This window comes from Aeromicrobium sp. Leaf291 (assembly GCF_001423365.1).
GTDB lineage: Bacteria > Actinomycetota > Actinomycetes > Propionibacteriales > Nocardioidaceae > Aeromicrobium.
In genome coordinates this window covers 82,562-98,884 of the sequence record NZ_LMNM01000001.1, presented here as the reverse complement: position 1 = coordinate 98,884, position 16,323 = coordinate 82,562, and the positions used below count along the sequence as shown (strand labels likewise).

The following is a 16,323-nucleotide window of genomic DNA, read 5'->3' as shown; positions in this document are numbered from 1 at the left end:
GCGAGCGCGGGAGGCCCGGAGATGGACATCCACGACCTCGACGCGTTCCTGCTCGTCGGGTCGGCCGTCCTCATCGCCGCGATCCTCGCCGTGCGGCTCTCGGTCACCGCCGGCCTCCCCTCGCTCCTGGTGTACCTGGGCATCGGCCTGCTCATCGGCGAGGAAGGTCTCGGCGTGCAGTTCGACGACGCCGACCTGGCCCTGGCCATGGGCTTCGGCGCGCTCGTCCTGATCCTCGCCGAGGGCGGTCTCACCACCCGCTGGGAGCACGTGCGCCCGTCGATCGGCCTGGGCCTGCTGCTGGCCACGCTCGGCTCCGTGGTCAGCGTGCTGGTGGTCGCCCTGGCGGCCCACTACGTGCTCGACCTGCGCTGGGAGATCGCGGTGCTCCTCGCCGCCGTCCTCACCCCCACCGACGCGGCCGCGGTCTTCTCGGTGCTGCGAGCCGTGCCGCTCACCCCGCGCGTCAAGGGGGTGCTGGAGGCGGAGTCCGGCCTCAACGACGCTCCCATCGTCGTGCTCGTCACCGCGATCAGTGCAGGCCAGATCGCCGACGGGGGCATCGCGTCGTTCGCGGGACTGATCGTGTTCGAGATCGTCGTCGGCGGCATCGTCGGCCTGGTCGTCGGCTTCGGCGCGGGCCGGCTGCTGCGCAGCATGGCGCTGCCCGCCTCGGGCCTCTACCCGCTCATCGTGCTCGCGTTCACCGTCCTGGCGTACGGGCTCGCGGTGCTGGGCCACGCCAGCGGCTTCGCGGCGGTCTACCTGTGTGCCCTCGTGCTCGGCAACACCGAGCTGCCGCACCGCGTGGCGACCCGCTCCTTCGTGGAGGGCGTCGGCTGGCTCGCCCAGATCGGGCTGTTCGTCATGCTCGGCCTGCTCGCTAGCCCCTCGGAGTTCACCCTGTGGCACATCTGGACCGGTCTGGTCGTCGGCGCCGTGCTCACCTTCGTGGCCCGGCCGCTCTCGGTCGCCAGCTGTGCGGTCTGGTTCCGCGTGGGCTGGCGCGAGCAGCTGTTCGTGGGGTGGGCCGGCCTGCGTGGCGCGGTGCCGATCATCCTGGCCACCATCCCGCTCGCCGCCGACGTGCCCGGCTCGCGCGACCTGTTCGACATCGTGTTCGTGGCCGTCGTGGTCTACACGCTCGTCCAGGCCGCACCCCTGTCGCGGCTGGCCCGCTGGTGCGGGGTGCTCCACGACGAGGTGCGCGACGTCGAGGTGGAGGCGGCACCGCTCGAACGGATCTCGGCCGACCTGCTGCAGGTGCACGTCCCGAGGAAGTCGCGGCTCGCCGGCGTCGAGGTGGGCGAGCTGCGGCTGCCGCAGGGCGCGTCGGTCTCGCTCGTCGTCCGCGACGGTGAGCCGTTCGTGCCGCACCGCACCACCCGCCTGGTCCGGGGCGACGACCTGCTGGTCGTGGCCACGCGTGACGTGCGCGAGGCCACGGAGCAGCGGCTGCTCGCCGTCGGGCGCCACGGTCGGCTCGCGGGCTGGGACCGCGAGGAACCCTGACCGGCTCGGGCGGCGGGCACGACGCCTGGGTCAGACGGCTGGGTCAGACGGCTGGGTCAGACAGCTGGGACGGTGGGCAGGCAGACCGTGAAGCGGCGGTCGTTCTTCGTCGTGCGCACGTCCTTGCCGAGCTTCTTGAAGTCGTCGCCGACGATCACCGTCACGGAGTCGCCGTCGACCTCGATGTCGGGCTCGGCGTACTGGACCTTGGAGCCGAACTGCGCGGCCACCAGCCGGACCCGCGGGTCGTCGCGGTCGTTGGTGAGCACCACGGCGACGTCGGCGTCGACCTTGCTCGTGGAGTTGCCGATCTCGCCGGCCAGGAACCCGCGACGCTGGAGGTTGATGCTGACCCGGTTGGCCAGGCCTGCGCGGGAGCTGGCGTTGTAGACGTCGACGGTGATCAGGTTGCTCGTGACCTCGTCCTCGGCCGCGACCACGCGCGTCTCGCACGTGGGCCCGGCGTCGATCGTCTCGGCCGACGCGGTCAGCAGGCGGAAGCCCACGAAGAGCCCGGCGACGAGCACCACGACGCTGCCGAGCAGCACGAGCGGTCCGGCGGCACCGCTGCGGGCGTTCATCGGGACCCGCTCAGGGTGTAGACGCGGGCGTGGAGCATGGCGCGCTGCTGGAGCGCTGCGCGGACCGCACGGTGCAGGCCGTCCTCGAGGAACAGCTCGCCCTTCCAGGCCACGACGTGCGCGAACAGGTCGCCGAAGTAGGTGGAGTCCTCGTCGAGCAGGTTCTCGAGGTCGAGCTGCGTCTTGGTGGTGGTGAGGTCGGCGAGCCGGACCTGGCTGGGCGAGACGTCGGCCCACTCACGCTGCGACAGGCCGTGGTCGGGGTACGGCCGCCCGTCGTTCACCCTCCGGAAGATCACCTCGTCAGTGTAGACAGGTGTGCCGTCGCCGAGCGGTAGCCTGACCGGCATGAGCAGCCCGGACGAGGTCGGAGCCCCGAAGTCGGCGCAGCAGGCCGCCGAGGAGGCCGCGCAGGCCGCTGCCGCCGCCGAGACCGCAGCCGCGGAGGCCAGGCGCCGCGCCGACGAGCTCGCTCGCGCCGCCGCGGAGCAGGAGCAGCAGCGGGCCCAGACCGCGCCGGCCCAGACCGCGCCGGCCGTCGCCGGCGACCTGAGCGAGCACGCGGAGCTCGTGCGCAGCGGCTACGCCTTCGAGGGCTCGGTGCTGGAGATCGGCGCCCTCGTGGAGGCCGACGTCGCCGTGCCGGGAGCCCAGGTCCGGATCCCGCTCGGCATGCTCAACCGGCACGGCCTGGTCGCCGGAGCCACCGGCACCGGCAAGACCAAGACCCTCCAGGTGCTCGCCGAGCAGGTGGCCGCCCAGGGCGTGCCGGTGTTCGCCGCCGACATCAAGGGCGACCTCTCGGGCATCGCCGTCCCGGGCACGCCGAACGAGAAGCTGGCCGCACGGTGCGAGAGCATCGGTCAGACCTGGCAGCCGACCGCCTCGGCCACCGAGTTCTTCACCCTCGGCGGCCTCGGCACGGGGGTCCCGATCCGCGCGAGCATCGACTCGTTCGGGCCGCTGCTGCTGTCGAAGGTGCTGGGTCTGAACGCCACCCAGGAGTCGTCGCTGGCGCTCGTCTTCCACTACGCCAGGAACAAGGGGCACGCCCTGGTCGATCTCGGCGACCTCCGGTCGGTGCTCACCTGGCTCACCGGCGACGGCAAGCCGGAGCTCAAGGAGCTGGGAGGGCTCTCGGCCTCCACCGCCGGGGTGATCCTCCGCGAGCTCATCGCCTTCTCCGACCAGGGCGCCGACGTGTTCTTCGGTCGACCCGAGATCGACGTGTCCGACTTCCTGCGCACCGCGCCCGACGGCAGGGGGATCGTCTCGCTGCTCGAGGTCCCGTCGGTCCAGGACAAGCCGGCCCTGTTCTCGACCTTCCTGCTGTACCTGCTGAGCACGCTGTTCGAGACCCTGCCCGAGGTCGGCGACGCCGACAAGCCGCGTCTGGTGTTCTTCTTCGACGAGGCCCACCTGCTGTTCAAGGACGCCTCGAAGGACTTCCTCGACCAGGTCACGCAGACCGTGCGGCTGATCCGGTCCAAGGGCGTCGGCGTGGTGTTCGTGACCCAGACCCCGAAGGACGTCCCGTCCGACGTGCTCGCCCAGCTCGGATCGCGCATCCAGCACCAGCTGCGGGCGCACACCCCCGACGACGCCAAGGCCCTGCGCTCCACCGTGTCGACCTACCCGACGTCGACGTACGACCTGGAGGAGGTGCTCACCCAGCTCGCCATCGGCGAGGCCATCGTCACGGTCATGAACGAGAAGGGGGCACCCACGCCGGTCGCGTGGACCCGGGTGCGGGCACCGCAGGGCTCGATGGATCCGGCGCCGGCCGCTCACGTCGCCGCCGCGGTGCAGGCCTCCTCGCTCATGGCCCGCTACGGCACGCCCGTCGACCCACCGTCCGCGTCGGAGTCCATCGACGCCGCCCGCGCCGCCGCAGGAGCCCAGGCCGATGCCGACGCCCGGGCCGAGCAGGCGTCGAAGGAGGCCGAGCGGGTCGCGCGCGAGGCCGACCGGATCGCACGGGAGTCGGGAGGTCGTGCACCGCGGTCCCGGCGCACGACCCGCTCGAGGCGGTCCGAGCCCGGTCAGTCCGCCCTCGACGAGGCGTCCCGCGTGATCGCCCGCGAGATCGGCAAGCGGATCTTCGGTCGTCGGCGCTGACCTCCCTGCGCCGTTGCTGCGGCCTCGACCCCGACGGACCCTGAGGCGTCCCGGGGTCGGTGTCGGTGGTGGATCGGGGGTCGTCCCCGAGGTGCGATCGTGGACGGTCGCGCCATGCTGGAGCGGTGAACAGGACGCGACTCGCCCGTGGATCGCGGGTGACGCCACGCTTCGTGGTGCTCGAGGTGTCCCTGCTGGCCGTGCTCTACGTCGGCTACAGCGCGTCGCGGCTGCTGGCGTCGGACGACCGGGCCGAGGCGCTCGACCGGGCGCGCGCCCTGCTGGGGCTCGAGCAGACGTGGCACCTCGACCTCGAGCGGGAGCTCAACACCTGGCTCGCGCAGCACGACCTCCTCGCCGTCGCCTCGAGCTACTGGTACGCCACGGCGCACTACGTGGTCACCGCGGCCGTGCTCGTGTGGTTGTTCGTGCGTCGCCCGGGGCTCTATCCGCGCGCCCGGACGGCCCTGGTCGTGGCCTCGCTGGCCGGCCTGGCGTGCTACCTCACCATGCCGATGGCGCCGCCGCGGTTCGTCGAGGGCTACTCCGACGTGCTCGCGCTGCACTCCCAGGCCGGGTGGTGGGGCGGCGACGCATCGGCGCCCAAGGGACTGGGCGACATCACCAACCAGCTCGCCGCGTTCCCGTCGCTGCACGCGGGCTGGGCGCTGTGGGTGGCGATCGTGGTCGCGAACGCCGGGGTGCACCGCGCCTGGCGGGCCGTCGGCGTGGTCTACGCCCTCGTCACGGCGTTCGTGGTGGTCGCCACCGGCAACCACTGGGTGCTCGACGTCGTGGCGGGCTGGGCGGTCGTCGCCGTGGCCTGGGTCGTCGTGGAGATCGTGGTGCTTCGGCGCGGGGCGGTCGGCGAACGCGTGGAGTCAGCGACTTCCTAGGCTGGGGTGCATGAGCGTCCCCGTCACCGTGTCCGTCACGCGCCACGTCGACCCGGCGCACGAGGACCAGATGCTCGCCTGGCTGCGCGCCGGCTCGGAGCTCGCCGAGCGCTTCGACGGGTTCCTGGGCTCGGGCTGGGTGCGGCCGGCGCCCACGTCGAGCGAGTGGCACATGCTGTTCCGCTTCGCCAGCGCCGACGACCTGGAGGTGTGGATGTCGTCGAGTCAGCGTCGCTGGTGGCTCGACAGCGCCCAGGGCATCGTCGACGAGTCGCGCCTGGAGAAGCGCACCGGCATCGAGGGCTGGTTCGACGAGCCGTCGGGGGTCGACGTCGAGGACCTGCGCCCGCCCGTCTCCGCACCGCCGCGCTGGAAGCAGATGGTCTCCATCTTCCTGGTCTTCTTCCCGCTGAGCCTGGCGGCCAACGCGCTGGGCGCGCACTTCGTGCCGGACCTGTGGCTGCCGTGGCGCGTGCTGCTCACCGTGTGCGTCATGACGCCGCTCATGACCTACGTGCTGCTGCCGTGGATCACCCGGCTGCTGGCGCCCTGGCTGCACCGGACCTGAGGCGCTACGCCTTCTTCTTGGTGCGTCGGGCGGGCTTGGGTCCGGGACGGTGCACGAGCACCGGGCAGGTGGCCTGGTTGAGCACCTTGTGCGACACCGAGCCCATGAGCACGGCCTGGGTGCGGGTGCTCTGGCTGGCCAGCACGATCAGGCCGGAGTCGAAGCGCTTGGCGGCCTTGATGATCTCGTTGGCCGGGGAGCCGCTGTAGACGTGGGTGGTGACCGTCGGGCCCCAGCCGTCGAGCGCCTCGGCGACCTTGAGAGTGGCCTGCTCGGCCTCGCGGCGGAACGACATCTCCACGCCGCCGCCGTCCTTGCTGCCCTCGGTGGCGAACGGGACGGCCGCGAGCGGGCTCACGACCGCGACCACGCTGACCTTCGTGACGGCCTCGTGGTCGACGAGGTTGCGCAGGTACTTGGCGGACTCGAGGGACTGCTTCGAGCCGTCGGTGGCGACGAGCACGTGCATGGCTACTCCTGAGTGGGTCGGTGCGGGGAGACTATCCGGCGAGGTCGCTGGGGTCGAGGGGCTCGGGATCGACAGAACGTGGATCGGCCTTCATGGCGAAGGCGTTGACGAAGTACATGGCCACGCCGATCGCGAGGATGGCGGCGCACCACACGATCGACCCGGGGTCGTCGATCATCGTGTGGATCAGGATGCCGAGGTTGGCGACGACGCCGGCGTACAGGATCAGGGTCGGCGCGGAGTAGTGGTCGTGGTCGACGGCGGTGCCGCGGAGCTTGAGCGCCGCCAGGCACACCATGCCGTAGACGACGATGAGGAACAGCACCGTCACCGTGGCCAGGCGGTCGACGTCGGCGATGGCCAGCAGCAGGCAGACCAGCGCGGCGGTGAAGATGATCGAGACCCACGGGGTGCGCCGCGTGGCGTGCGTGCGGGCGAAGACGCGCGGCACGATGCCCTGGCGGGCCATGCCGTACATGATGCGGGACTGCGCGACCAGCGAGACGAGCGTCGTGTTGGTGACCGCCACCAGGGCGATGGCCGAGAACACCATCTCGGGCACGGGGATCGGCCCGGCCTGCACGACGGTGAGAAGGCTGCCGTCCTCGCCTCCGTTGGCGGCCAGCTCGTCGATCGGCGCCACCATCGAGGCGATGAACGCGATGACCATGTAGAGGACGCCGGCGAGCGTCATGCCGCCGAGGAGCGCCTTGGGGAACGTCCGGCTCGGGTCCTGAGTCTCCTCGGCGATGTTGGCGGCGTTCTCGAAGCCGGTCATCGCGAAGAAGGCCAGGGCCACGCCGCTGAGCACGACGATCGCGGGGTTGCCGTCGTTGAGCTGGAACGGCTGCTCGAGGTTCGCGTCGCCCTCGGCCACCACGACGGCACCGACGGCCAGGATGATGAGCAGGCCGGCGGTCTCGATGATCGTCATGATCATGTTGGTCCACACGGACTCGGTGATGCCGCGGAAGTTCAGCAGCGACAGCGCGACGATGAACAGGATGGCCACGAGCGTGACCGGCACGCCCTCGACGAACGACGTGAAGTAGGTCCCGCCGAACACCCGCGCGAGGGTGCCCGCCGCGGCGATCGTGGCCGCGAGCAGCGAGAACGTGACCATGAAGGTGAGGAACCGGTTGCCGAACGCCTTGTGCGTGTAGAGAGCGGCGCCGGCGGCCTGCGGGTACTTGGTGATCAGCTCCGCGTAGGCGAACCCCGTCAGCAGGGCGACGGTGACGCCGACGACGAACGAGAGCCAGAACGCACCACCGACGGTGAACGCCATGACGCCGATGAGCGCGTAGATCCCGGAGCCGAGCACGTCGCCCAGCACGTAGAAGAACAGCAGGCGGCCGGAGATGGAGCGCTTGAGCTCCTCCTGCTGGCCCCCCGGCGTGGTGTCGGTCCGCTCGGACATGACGCCCCTCCCGCATCGCGTGTTCCGATGATCGTGGCCCCACCCGTGCGGGTCCGCAACCCCAGCCGCGGCCGAATCAGCAGCAGCGCGCCATGGGGGCGTGCTCCACCTGGTCGGCACGGTGCCGCTCGAACGCCCGCCGGGTGGTGGGCTCGACCCCGTCGCGCTCGCACGCGTCGAGGTAGTCGTCCCACGCCGCCTCGCCGGTGAACTCGCGGACGAGGCGGCGCAGGCCCGCGAGCCGCTCGCCCAGGCGGCTCATCGTCGGCCTCCCACGCGGGAGGGGTCGCGCTCCTTCTCCCAGGCGGCCACGGCCTCCTTCTCCTCGCGGGTGGCGATGAAGTCGGCCGGTGCGACGATCTGCGACGGGGTGTGCGGCACCTCCGTCGTGGGCAGCGACCCGGCCTTGATCGCCCGCACCCAGATGACCACCGCGTTGGCCACGATCACGATCACCAGCAGGGCGAAGGTGGCCTGGATGACGCCGTTGGTCGTGGAGTTGCGGATGATCTGGTCCATCTGGCTCGCGTCGGCGGCCGGGGCCAGCACCTCGCCGGAGTCGCGTGCGGTGCGGTAGCGGTCGGCCTGGGCGAAGTAGCCGATGGCGGGGTTGTCGCTGAACACCTTCTGCCAGCTGGCCGTCATCGTCACGATCAGGTCCCACGCGAGCGGGATGCCCGGGACCCAGGCGTACTTCACCTTGCCGTGCTTGATGAACAGCGTGACGCACAGCGTGAGCGCGATCGCGGCGAGCAGCTGGTTGGCGATGCCGAACAGCGGGAACAGCTGGTTGATGCCGCCGAGGGGGTCGCTGATGCCGATCCAGAGGAAGTAGCCCCAGGCGCCCACCGTGACCGCGCTGGCCGCCCAGGCGGCGGGACGCCAGGAGACGTCGCCGAAGCGGGTCCACACGTTGCCGATCGTGTCCTGCAGCATGAACCGACCCACGCGGGTGCCGGCGTCGACCGCGGTGAGGATGAACAGCGCCTCGAACATGATCGCGAAGTGGTACCAGAACGCCCGGAGCCCGCCGCCGAACGCGTCGGAGAAGATCTGCGAGAGACCGAAGGCGAGGGTCGGGGCGCCGCCGGTGCGCGAGATGATGGTCGACTCCTCGATCGAGGCCGCGGCCGCGGTGAGGTCGCCCGGGGAGAGCGTGAAGCCGAGCTGGCTGACGAACGCCGCGGCCCCCTCGGGCGTGCCGCCGGTCGCGCCGGCCGGAGCGTTCATGGCGTAGTAGAAGCCCTGGTCGATGACGACCGCGGCGATGAGCGCGCTGATGGCGACGAACGACTCCATCAGCATGCCGCCGTAGCCGATCATCCGGACGTGGCTCTCCTTCTGGATCATCTTCGGCGTCGTGCCGGAGGCGATCAGTGCGTGGAAGCCCGACAGCGCGCCGCAGGCGATCGTGATGAACACGAACGGGAACACCTTGCCCGCGAACACCGGGCCGTCGCCGTCGGTGGCGAAGCTCGTGATCGCGTCTGCCTGCAGGGTGGGTGCGGCGATGACGAGGCCGACGGCCAGCAGGACGATGACGCCGATCTTCATGAACGTCGACAGGTAGTCGCGGGGCGTCAGGAGCATCCACACCGGCAGGATCGAGGCGACGAAGCCGTACACGACCAGCGCGACGACGAGGCTCTCCTTGCTCAGGGTCAGCGTGTCCGCCAGGCCGGTCTGGTCGATCCAGCCGCCGCCGATGATCGCGAGCAGGAGCAGGACGACACCGATGACCGTGACCTCGAGGACGCGCCCGGGCCGGATGTAGCGCAGGTAGAAGCCCATGAACAGGGCGATCGGGATGGTCAGGCCGATGGAGAACACGCCCCACGGCGACTCGGCGAGCGCGTTGACGACCACCAGGGCGAGGACCGCGAGGATGATGATCATGATCGCGAAGACGGCGATGAGCGCGGCCGTTCCGCCGATCACGCCGATCTCCTCGCGCACCATCTGGCCGAGGCTCTTGCCGTCGCGCCGCATCGAGAGGAACAGGACGACCATGTCCTGGACGGCGCCGGCCAGGATCACGCCGACGATGATCCAGATCGTGCCGGGCAGGTAGCCCATCTGCGCGGCGAGCACGGGCCCGACGAGCGGCCCGGCGCCGGCGATGGCCGCGAAGTGGTGGCCGAACAGCACGCGTCGGTCGGTGACCTCGTAGTCGACGCCGTTGTCGAGGCGCTCCGCCGGCGTGGCGCGGGTGTCGTCGACCTCGAGCACCTTCCTCGCGATGAAGCGGGAGTAGAAGCGGTAGGCGATGGCGTACGACGACAGTGCGGCGAACAGGATCCACAGGGCCGACACGTCCTCGCCGCGCGAGAGCGCGAGGACGGCCCAGCAGACCGCTCCCACGAGGGCGACGGCCGACCAGACGACGATCGTGCGGACCCGGCTGCCGCCGGTGTCGGCGGGGCTCGGTGCGGACGGAGCTCGGGTGCTCATGGGTTCCCCCTCAGGACGCGTGACGGCGCGCAGGACCACCGCGCCGACCCATCCGACCACGGGTGACGCCGCTCACGCCAGTTGCGTACGTTGCGTCGCGCCGAGCGGCACCGTCCCCGCGGCGAGCGGCCCCCATCGGTGGATCCGCAACAGCTGGCGTCGGGGGCGCAGGGTCAGGCGCTGCGGCGTCGACGCGCGACGAAGGTGGCACCGCCGGCGAGGAGCAGGCCGGCGCCGAGGGCGAGGAGTGCCGGCTGCACGGGCGCGCCGGTGTCCGGCAGGGCCGAGCCGGACCCACCCGGGCCGGACCCGTCCGAGCCCGCGGCGACGACGTCGAAGGGCTGCCAGGCCGTCACGATGCCGGTGGACGGGTCGATCGCTCCGACGTGATGCCGACCCGAGAAGCCGGTGGGCACGTCGACGCTGACGGCGCCGGACGGCAGCGGGCCGGTGAAGACGACCTCGATCGTCGAGGCGCGGACGATCACGCGGAGCTGGTCCTGCTGGGCTTGCTGCATCTCCGTGATGAAGCCGATGATCTGCCGCATCATCTCCTCCAGCGCCTGCTGCTGCTCCTTGGTCGCGTCCCCCAGCTGCTGCTCGTAGGCGGCCTTGGCCTCCTCGAGCTGCGCGTCACGTTCATCCTCCACGGGCCGGGGATCGAAGCCGATCGAGCCGCCGGGGCGCGAGCCGATCGGCGCCCGGGTGGGCATCTTCGCGCCGACGACCTGCTCGGTGAGCTCGAGCTGCGCGTCGATGGACTTCTTGAGCTCGTCTGCCAGCCGGGGGCCGGGACTCGCCGCCAGTCTCGCGAGCTGCTCCTGCACGTCCTGCGCCGCCTGCTCGGCGTCCTGGGTGGCCTGCCCCACCTGCTCGAGGCGGCGCACCTGCGACTCGCTGAGGCCCGGCCCCGCGGGATCGGTGCCGCCGGATCCCCCGGGGTCGAGGGTGCGGGTGATGCTGCCTGCCGTGCCGGTGAGGGTGAGGGCACGGCTGCCCGCCAGGGCGCTGAACTCGACCCGACCCGAGCTGTCGGACTGCGCGCCGCGCCGGGTGCTGCCGTCGACCAGCGTCACGTCGGTGCCCGGCTCGAACCCGGTGCCCACCACGGCGCCACCACCCTCGCGCACGGTCAGGCCGAGCACGGTGGTGCGCACCTCGGTCGATCCCACGGCGCCGTTCTCGAGCTCGAGGATCGCGCGGTTCACGCCGGGCTGGGCGAGGAACTCGTCGCCGTCGTTGCGGACCGTGACGTCGACCCGTCCATCGCCACCGGCCGTCCCTCGGGCGACGTTGTCACCCAGGTAGCCGCTCGCGCCGATCGCGGCCGGCAGGCCCTGGGCCGAGAGGCGGACCCCGTCGGCGGCGAGCTTGTCGGCGGTGACCCAGGCCGGGGAGGCCGTCACGACGAAGGGGTCGGGCAGCACCTCGATGGTCTGCGCCGCCAGCTGCGCGTCGCCGTCGTGGAGGGTCAGGCGGTGGGTTCCGACGCTGATGGTCGGGAAGGTGACGTACTCGTCGAACCCGCCTCCCGTGACGCCGAACGTCTCGACCGCGGTGCCGTCGAGCCTCAGCTCCACGGACTCCGCCCGGACGTCGGAGGCCGACACCGGGACGCCGAGGTACCGGTAGCGGGTGAGGCCGTCCGGCGTGCGCGCGTCCAGGCTCGCCTGTGCGGGCAGGGGTGCCGTCGTGGTGGGGGACGAGCTCGCCGACGCGACGGCCGCCCTCGGGGCGGACCCGTCGTCGGGAGCGGTGGCGGCCGAGGTCACGGCCGGGACGGCGACCATCACGAGACCGGTCAGGACGACGAGGACGAGGGCACGCAGGAACGACACGGAGTCTCCAGGGACGAGGCAGACGCCGGCCGGGTGCTCGACCGGTCGCTCGAAGCCTAGGGAACCGAGGCTCCCGGCGTCCGCCGAACGCACGAAGAACTTCCAGGTTCGGCGGGACCGCGCGGGAGTAGGGTCGCGGCATGAAGGCTCTGGTCACAGGTGGGGTGCGGTCGGGCAAGTCGTTCCACGCGGAGTCGCTGGTGGTCGCGCACGAACGGGTCGTCTACGTGGCGCCCGGCCCGGCGGCCGACCCCGACGAGGACCCCGAGTGGGCGCAGCGGGTGGCTCGGCACCAGGAGCGACGGCCCTCGCACTGGACGACCGTCGAGACCACCGAGCTCGTCGGCGCGATCGAGGGCGGTGACGCCGACGCCGACACGGCGGTGCTCATCGACTGCCTCGGCACCTGGCTCACGAGCCAGATCGACGAGCTCGACGGCTGGGACGCCATCCGCGAGGAGTGGGAGCAGGTGCTGCTCGACCGCGTCGACGCCGCGGTCGAGGCCCTCGCCCGGACGCAGCGCACGGTGGTGCTCGTGACGAACGAGGTGGGGCTCGGCGTGGTGCCCGAGCACCGGTCCGGCCGGATCTTCCGCGACCTGCTCGGTGTCGTGAACCAGCGCTTCGCCGCCGAGTGCGACGAGGTGCTGCTCGTCGTGGCCGGCCGGGTCATCACCCTCTGACGCCGTCCGGCTCGCGGGGCGGGTGACCCCGGCCGCGGGCTAGCGTCGGGGAGTGCATCCTGACGTCGAGGTCCTGCGCGCGACGATCCGCGTGCCCACCGTCGCCGAGCGTGACCCTGACCTGACCGACCCGGCGCCCTTCGACCAGCTGCACGCGCTCCTCGCCGAGCACTTCCCGCTGCTGCACGAGCGGCTCGAGCGGGTCGACCTGGGCGAGGCCGCACCGCGCGCGCTGCTGTGGCGGTGGGCCGGGACGTCCTCGGACCGTCCGGTCGTGCTCATGGCCCACCAGGACGTGGTGCCGGTGACGCCCGACGACCCGTGGACGCACCCCGCCTTCGCCGCCGACGTCGTCGAGACCCCCGAGGGACCGGCGATCTGGGGCCGAGGCACCCTCGACGACAAGGGGCAGCTGGTGGCGATCTGCACCGCCGTCGAGCGTCTGCTCGCCGACGGTCTCACGCCGGCGCAGGACGTGTGGCTGTCCTTCGGTGCCGACGAGGAGGTGTCCGGACCGTCGGCACCCGCGGCGGTCGACGAGCTGCGGCGACGCGGCGTCGAGCCGTGGTTCGTCCTCGACGAGGGCGGTGCCGTGGCGGGCCAGGCCTTTCCCGGCGTGGGTGCCCCGGTCGCCGTCGTCGGCGCCACGGAGAAGGGCACCACCACGCTCTCGCTCACCGTCACCGGGCGCGGGGGTCACTCGTCCACGCCCGCGCCCAAGGGCCCGACCGCCCGCCTCGGACGCGCGCTGTGGCGCCTCGACCAGAAGCAGTTCCCGATCAACGTCCCGGGCCCCACGGTCGACCTGCTGCGTCGGCTGGCCGGCCACCTGCCGCTGCCGCTGCGTGCTCTCCTGACCGGCGCCACCCGGACCCCGCCCGGCGTGCTCGGTCGTGCGCTCGTCGCGGCCGGGCCCGAGACCGCCGCCATGGTGCGGACGACCATGGTGGCCACCACGCTGTCCGGTGCGCCCGCCCACAACGTCATCGCCGCCCGGGCGCGGGCCGAGGTGAACCTGCGGATCATGCCGGGGGAGAGCGTGGCGTCGGCGCTCGACCACGTGCGCGACGCCGTCGGCGACCGGCAGGTGGCGGTCGACGTGGTCGAGGCCAACGAGCCGAGTCCCCTCTCGCCCACGACCGAGCCCGAGGCCCTGGGTGCGTTCGCGCTGCTGGAGCGCACGATCGCCGACGTCTTCCCCGACGCGATCGTGACGCCCTACGTGATGATGGCCGGCACCGACAGCCGCTTCTTCTGCGACATCTGCCCCCGCGTCTACCGGTTCGCCCCGCTGCGGATGAGCAAGGAGCAGCGCGCCTCCATCCACTCCTTCGACGAGCACGTGCACGTGGCCGCCTGGCTCGAGGGCGTCGACTGGTACGTCGCGCTGCTGAGGTCGCTGTGAGCACCCCGGCGGGGGTGCCGGGCCGTGGGCGGCAGAGCACTCCGGCGGGGGCGCCGGGCCGCGGGCGGCAGGTCAACACCGGCCTGTGGGCGGTGGTCGGCTTCCTCGTGGCCGTCGAGGTCGTGAGCGGCATCCTGCAGGGCTTCTACACGCCGATCTTCTCCGACATCGCGCGTCACCTGGGCATCCGCGACGCCGACGTGAACTGGTTCGAGGCCGCGCAGCTGGTGCTGTCGGCGCTCGCGGTGCCGCTGCTGTCGCGGCTGGGCGACCTGTGGGGCCACCGCAACGTCCTGCTCGTGTCGACGGCGGTCACGGCGGTCGGCTCCTGGGCCCTGGCCTTCGCGCCCGGCTTCTCCACGTTCCTCGTCGGCTGGGCGCTGCAGGGTGCGTACGTGGTGTGGCTGCCCGTGGAGGTGGCGATCATCCACCGCCGCACGGCCGGCTCGCCCGACCAGCACCGCCTCACCCGTCGGTCGGCCGCCTTCCTGGTGGCGGCGCTCGAGACCGGCGTGATCGTCGGTGCGCTCACGTCGGGCGCCCTGGTGGAGTCGACGTCGATGACGGTGCTGCTGTCGCTGCCCGCCGTGGCCGTGACGCTGTGCCTCGCGATCGTGTGGTTCGGCATCGAGCGTGACCGCGGACAGGCGTCGGGCGGGTACGACTACGGCGGGCTCGCGTGGCTCACGGTGACCCTCGGGCTGCTCATGGGCGGGCTCATCGCCATCCGGCTGATGGGCGTCGGCTCCCCGGTCCCGTGGTCGCTCGTCCTGCTCTCGTTCGCGGCGCTCTCCGTGCTCGTCCGGTACGAGCGAGGGCTGGCCGCCCGACCCGAGGACGGGGTCGCTCCGCTCATCGACGTTCACACGTTCGTCCGCGCGGCCCAGTGGCCGGTGCAGCTGACCGCGTTCCTGTTCGGCATGTCGGTGCTGGGCGCGCAGATCCCGCTGTCCACCTTCGCGCGGACCGATCCCGACGTCGCGGGCTTCGGCCTCGGTGCGTCCGCGGCCTTCGTGTCCACGCTCATCGGCGTCTACGTCGTGACGATGGTGGTGGGTGCCCTGCTCCTGCCGGTGCTCTCGCGCACGCTCGGCCCGCGCGGGGCGATGGTGGCGGGCTGCACCGTCGTCGGTGTCGGCTACGGACTGTTCCTGCCGCTGCACGACACGACCACCCAGACGCTCACCAACATGGGCGTCGCCGGCGTCGGGTCCGGGCTGCTCGTGGCGGCGCTCCCGGCCGCGGCCGCTGCAGCCGCGCCGCCGGAGGCCACCGGCTTCGCGACCGGCATGACCAACGCGACCAAGACGGTGGGTGGCGCGATCGCGTCAGCCGTGTTCGCCATCGCCCTGGCGTCGACCGGGTCGATCGACGACCCGACGCTCGGCACCGCGCCCCTCTCGGGCTACCTGACCGTGTGGGCCGTGTGCTCGGTGAGCGCCTTCGCGGCCGCCGTCGTGCTGACCCTGACGCGCAGGACGTCCGAGACGCGGTGACTAGGGGGCCTGGGCGCCGATGGGGTTGGGGTAGGTGATGGCACCGGCGGCGACCACGGCGCGGGCGGCGGCGACCAGGTCGGACTCCACCGACACCGCGTGCGCCGTGGCCTCGGTGTCGAGGGCGGCGTCGACGGCACGGTCCGTGGCGTCCTCGAGTCGCTCGCGGGCGGCCCGGCCGGTGTCGGTGGGTGCGCCGTCGGCGTCGACCCAGCCGCGACGGCGCAGGTCCTCCAGCGCCTCGGCCCACTCGTCCTCGGTCCAGCCTCGGACCGAGCGCTGACGCTCCGGAGCCCGGCCGAGCGCCACCTGCAGGGCGTTCGAGGCGGCCCCGCCGAGACCGGCGGTGACGAGCACCGACACGTGGGCGTCGCCGCGCAGCTCGCGCAGCACGCTCGCGTGGCGCCACAGGGCACCGACCGCGTCGTCGGGCACGGCCAGCGACGACTCGGCCGCGGCCAGCGGCTTCCCCGCGAGGTCGGCGCGACCGACCACCTGCGCGAGGCGCGCGGCCAGACGCTCGACGTCGTGCTCGGCGAGGGCGGGACCGAGCACGTCACGGGCGATCGCGAGCCGCTCCGCCAGCACCGCCTGCGGGTCGGCCATCCGCCACGCGTCGGGGACGGCCCGCTCGACGAGTCGCGGGGCGAAGCCGTGGAAGGTGGCCACGACCACTGCCGCGGCGGGAGTGCCGAGGGCGCCGGCGCGCGAGGCGGCGTAGCCCATCCAGTAGCCCTTCAGCCCCAGGGACTCGTAGCGGGACTGGGCATCGGGGGCGAAGTAGACCACGGAGTGCAGGGCCTCGATCGAGCGCCAGAAACCGGTGAGCGGGTGCACGGGCGTCTCCGAGGGGTGAGGTGTGACGTGGCTCCCAGCAGGTTGCCGG

General features: G+C 72.3%; 15 protein-coding genes. 7 read left to right on the top strand and 8 right to left on the bottom strand.

Going from position 1 to position 16,323, the window contains the following annotated elements; all coding sequences use genetic code 11:
* Window positions 1-21 precede the first annotated feature (21 nt).
* Window positions 22-1,512, top strand: a complete 1,491-nt coding sequence (locus ASF35_RS00455; protein WP_055961225.1) for a potassium/proton antiporter — start codon at window positions 22-24, stop codon at window positions 1,510-1,512.
* Window positions 1,513-1,568: 56 nt separating this feature from the next.
* Here the strand turns inward: ASF35_RS00455 and ASF35_RS00450 are convergent, their stop codons facing one another.
* Together ASF35_RS00450 and ASF35_RS00445 are read right to left on the bottom strand one after the other, a co-directional pair.
* Entirely contained in the window at window positions 1,569-2,093 is a 525-nt protein-coding gene (locus tag ASF35_RS00450; protein ID WP_055961222.1) for a LytR C-terminal domain-containing protein, read from the bottom strand.
* Window positions 2,090-2,392: a type II toxin-antitoxin system VapB family antitoxin gene (locus ASF35_RS00445; protein WP_055961218.1), complete on the bottom strand. Its 303-nt coding sequence runs from the start codon at window positions 2,390-2,392 to the stop codon at window positions 2,090-2,092. The genes ASF35_RS00450 and ASF35_RS00445 overlap by 4 nt, the downstream gene beginning before the upstream one ends.
* A 49-nt stretch (window positions 2,393-2,441) precedes the next feature.
* Here ASF35_RS00445 and ASF35_RS00440 point away from each other — a divergent pair, with 49 nt between their 5' ends.
* The 3 genes from ASF35_RS00440 to ASF35_RS00430 all read left to right on the top strand — a co-directional run bounded on the left by ASF35_RS00440 (window position 2,442) and on the right by ASF35_RS00430 (window position 5,675).
* Window positions 2,442-4,211, top strand: a complete 1,770-nt coding sequence (locus ASF35_RS00440) for a helicase HerA-like domain-containing protein (protein ID WP_055961215.1) — start codon at window positions 2,442-2,444, stop codon at window positions 4,209-4,211.
* A 125-nt stretch (window positions 4,212-4,336) separates the two neighbouring features.
* Complete coding sequence (locus ASF35_RS00435) at window positions 4,337-5,107, top strand: phosphatase PAP2 family protein (RefSeq protein ID WP_156364620.1); 771 nt, start codon at window positions 4,337-4,339, stop codon at window positions 5,105-5,107.
* 10 nt (window positions 5,108-5,117) lie between these two features.
* Window positions 5,118-5,675 (top strand): antibiotic biosynthesis monooxygenase, encoded by a 558-nt coding sequence (locus ASF35_RS00430; RefSeq protein WP_055961209.1) that lies wholly within the window; start codon window positions 5,118-5,120, stop codon window positions 5,673-5,675.
* 4 nt (window positions 5,676-5,679) lie between these two features.
* Here the strand turns inward: ASF35_RS00430 and ASF35_RS00425 are convergent, their stop codons facing one another.
* From ASF35_RS00425 to ASF35_RS00405, 5 genes are all read right to left on the bottom strand, one after another.
* Window positions 5,680-6,144: a universal stress protein gene (locus tag ASF35_RS00425; RefSeq protein ID WP_055961205.1), complete on the bottom strand. Its 465-nt coding sequence runs from the start codon at window positions 6,142-6,144 to the stop codon at window positions 5,680-5,682.
* Between the two features lie 31 nt (window positions 6,145-6,175).
* Window positions 6,176-7,564, bottom strand: coding sequence for an APC family permease (locus ASF35_RS00420; protein WP_082480862.1), 1,389 nt, complete (start codon window positions 7,562-7,564; stop codon window positions 6,176-6,178).
* Window positions 7,565-7,640: 76 nt separating this feature from the next.
* A complete protein-coding gene (locus ASF35_RS00415; RefSeq protein ID WP_055961200.1) occupies window positions 7,641-7,826 on the bottom strand; it encodes a CstA-like transporter-associated (seleno)protein in 186 nt (61 codons plus the stop codon).
* The gene (locus ASF35_RS00410) at window positions 7,823-10,015 is read right to left on the bottom strand and encodes a carbon starvation CstA family protein (RefSeq protein ID WP_055965973.1); all 2,193 of its coding nucleotides are present in this window, start codon (window positions 10,013-10,015) and stop codon (window positions 7,823-7,825) included. The genes ASF35_RS00415 and ASF35_RS00410 overlap by 4 nt, the downstream gene beginning before the upstream one ends.
* Before the next feature lie 173 nt (window positions 10,016-10,188).
* Window positions 10,189-11,853, bottom strand: a complete 1,665-nt coding sequence (locus ASF35_RS00405; protein WP_055961198.1) for an LPXTG cell wall anchor domain-containing protein — start codon at window positions 11,851-11,853, stop codon at window positions 10,189-10,191.
* A gap of 140 nt (window positions 11,854-11,993) precedes the next feature.
* On the opposite strand from ASF35_RS00405, the gene cobU reads away from it, so the two are divergent.
* From cobU to ASF35_RS00390, 3 genes are read left to right on the top strand one after another with little or no spacing between them, the layout of a single operon-like run.
* On the top strand, window positions 11,994-12,536 hold the full coding sequence (gene cobU / locus ASF35_RS00400; protein ID WP_055961195.1) for a bifunctional adenosylcobinamide kinase/adenosylcobinamide-phosphate guanylyltransferase: 543 nt from the start codon (window positions 11,994-11,996) through the stop codon (window positions 12,534-12,536).
* 52 nt (window positions 12,537-12,588) lie between these two features.
* Window positions 12,589-13,941 (top strand): M20/M25/M40 family metallo-hydrolase, encoded by a 1,353-nt coding sequence (locus ASF35_RS00395; RefSeq protein WP_055961191.1) that lies wholly within the window; start codon window positions 12,589-12,591, stop codon window positions 13,939-13,941.
* Window positions 13,938-15,437: an MFS transporter gene (locus ASF35_RS00390; RefSeq protein WP_235499082.1), complete on the top strand. Its 1,500-nt coding sequence runs from the start codon at window positions 13,938-13,940 to the stop codon at window positions 15,435-15,437. The genes ASF35_RS00395 and ASF35_RS00390 overlap by 4 nt, the downstream gene beginning before the upstream one ends.
* Here the strand turns inward: ASF35_RS00390 and ASF35_RS00385 are convergent, their stop codons facing one another.
* The gene (locus tag ASF35_RS00385) at window positions 15,438-16,274 is read right to left on the bottom strand and encodes a hypothetical protein (RefSeq protein ID WP_055961187.1); all 837 of its coding nucleotides are present in this window, start codon (window positions 16,272-16,274) and stop codon (window positions 15,438-15,440) included.
* Window positions 16,275-16,323 lie beyond the last annotated feature (49 nt).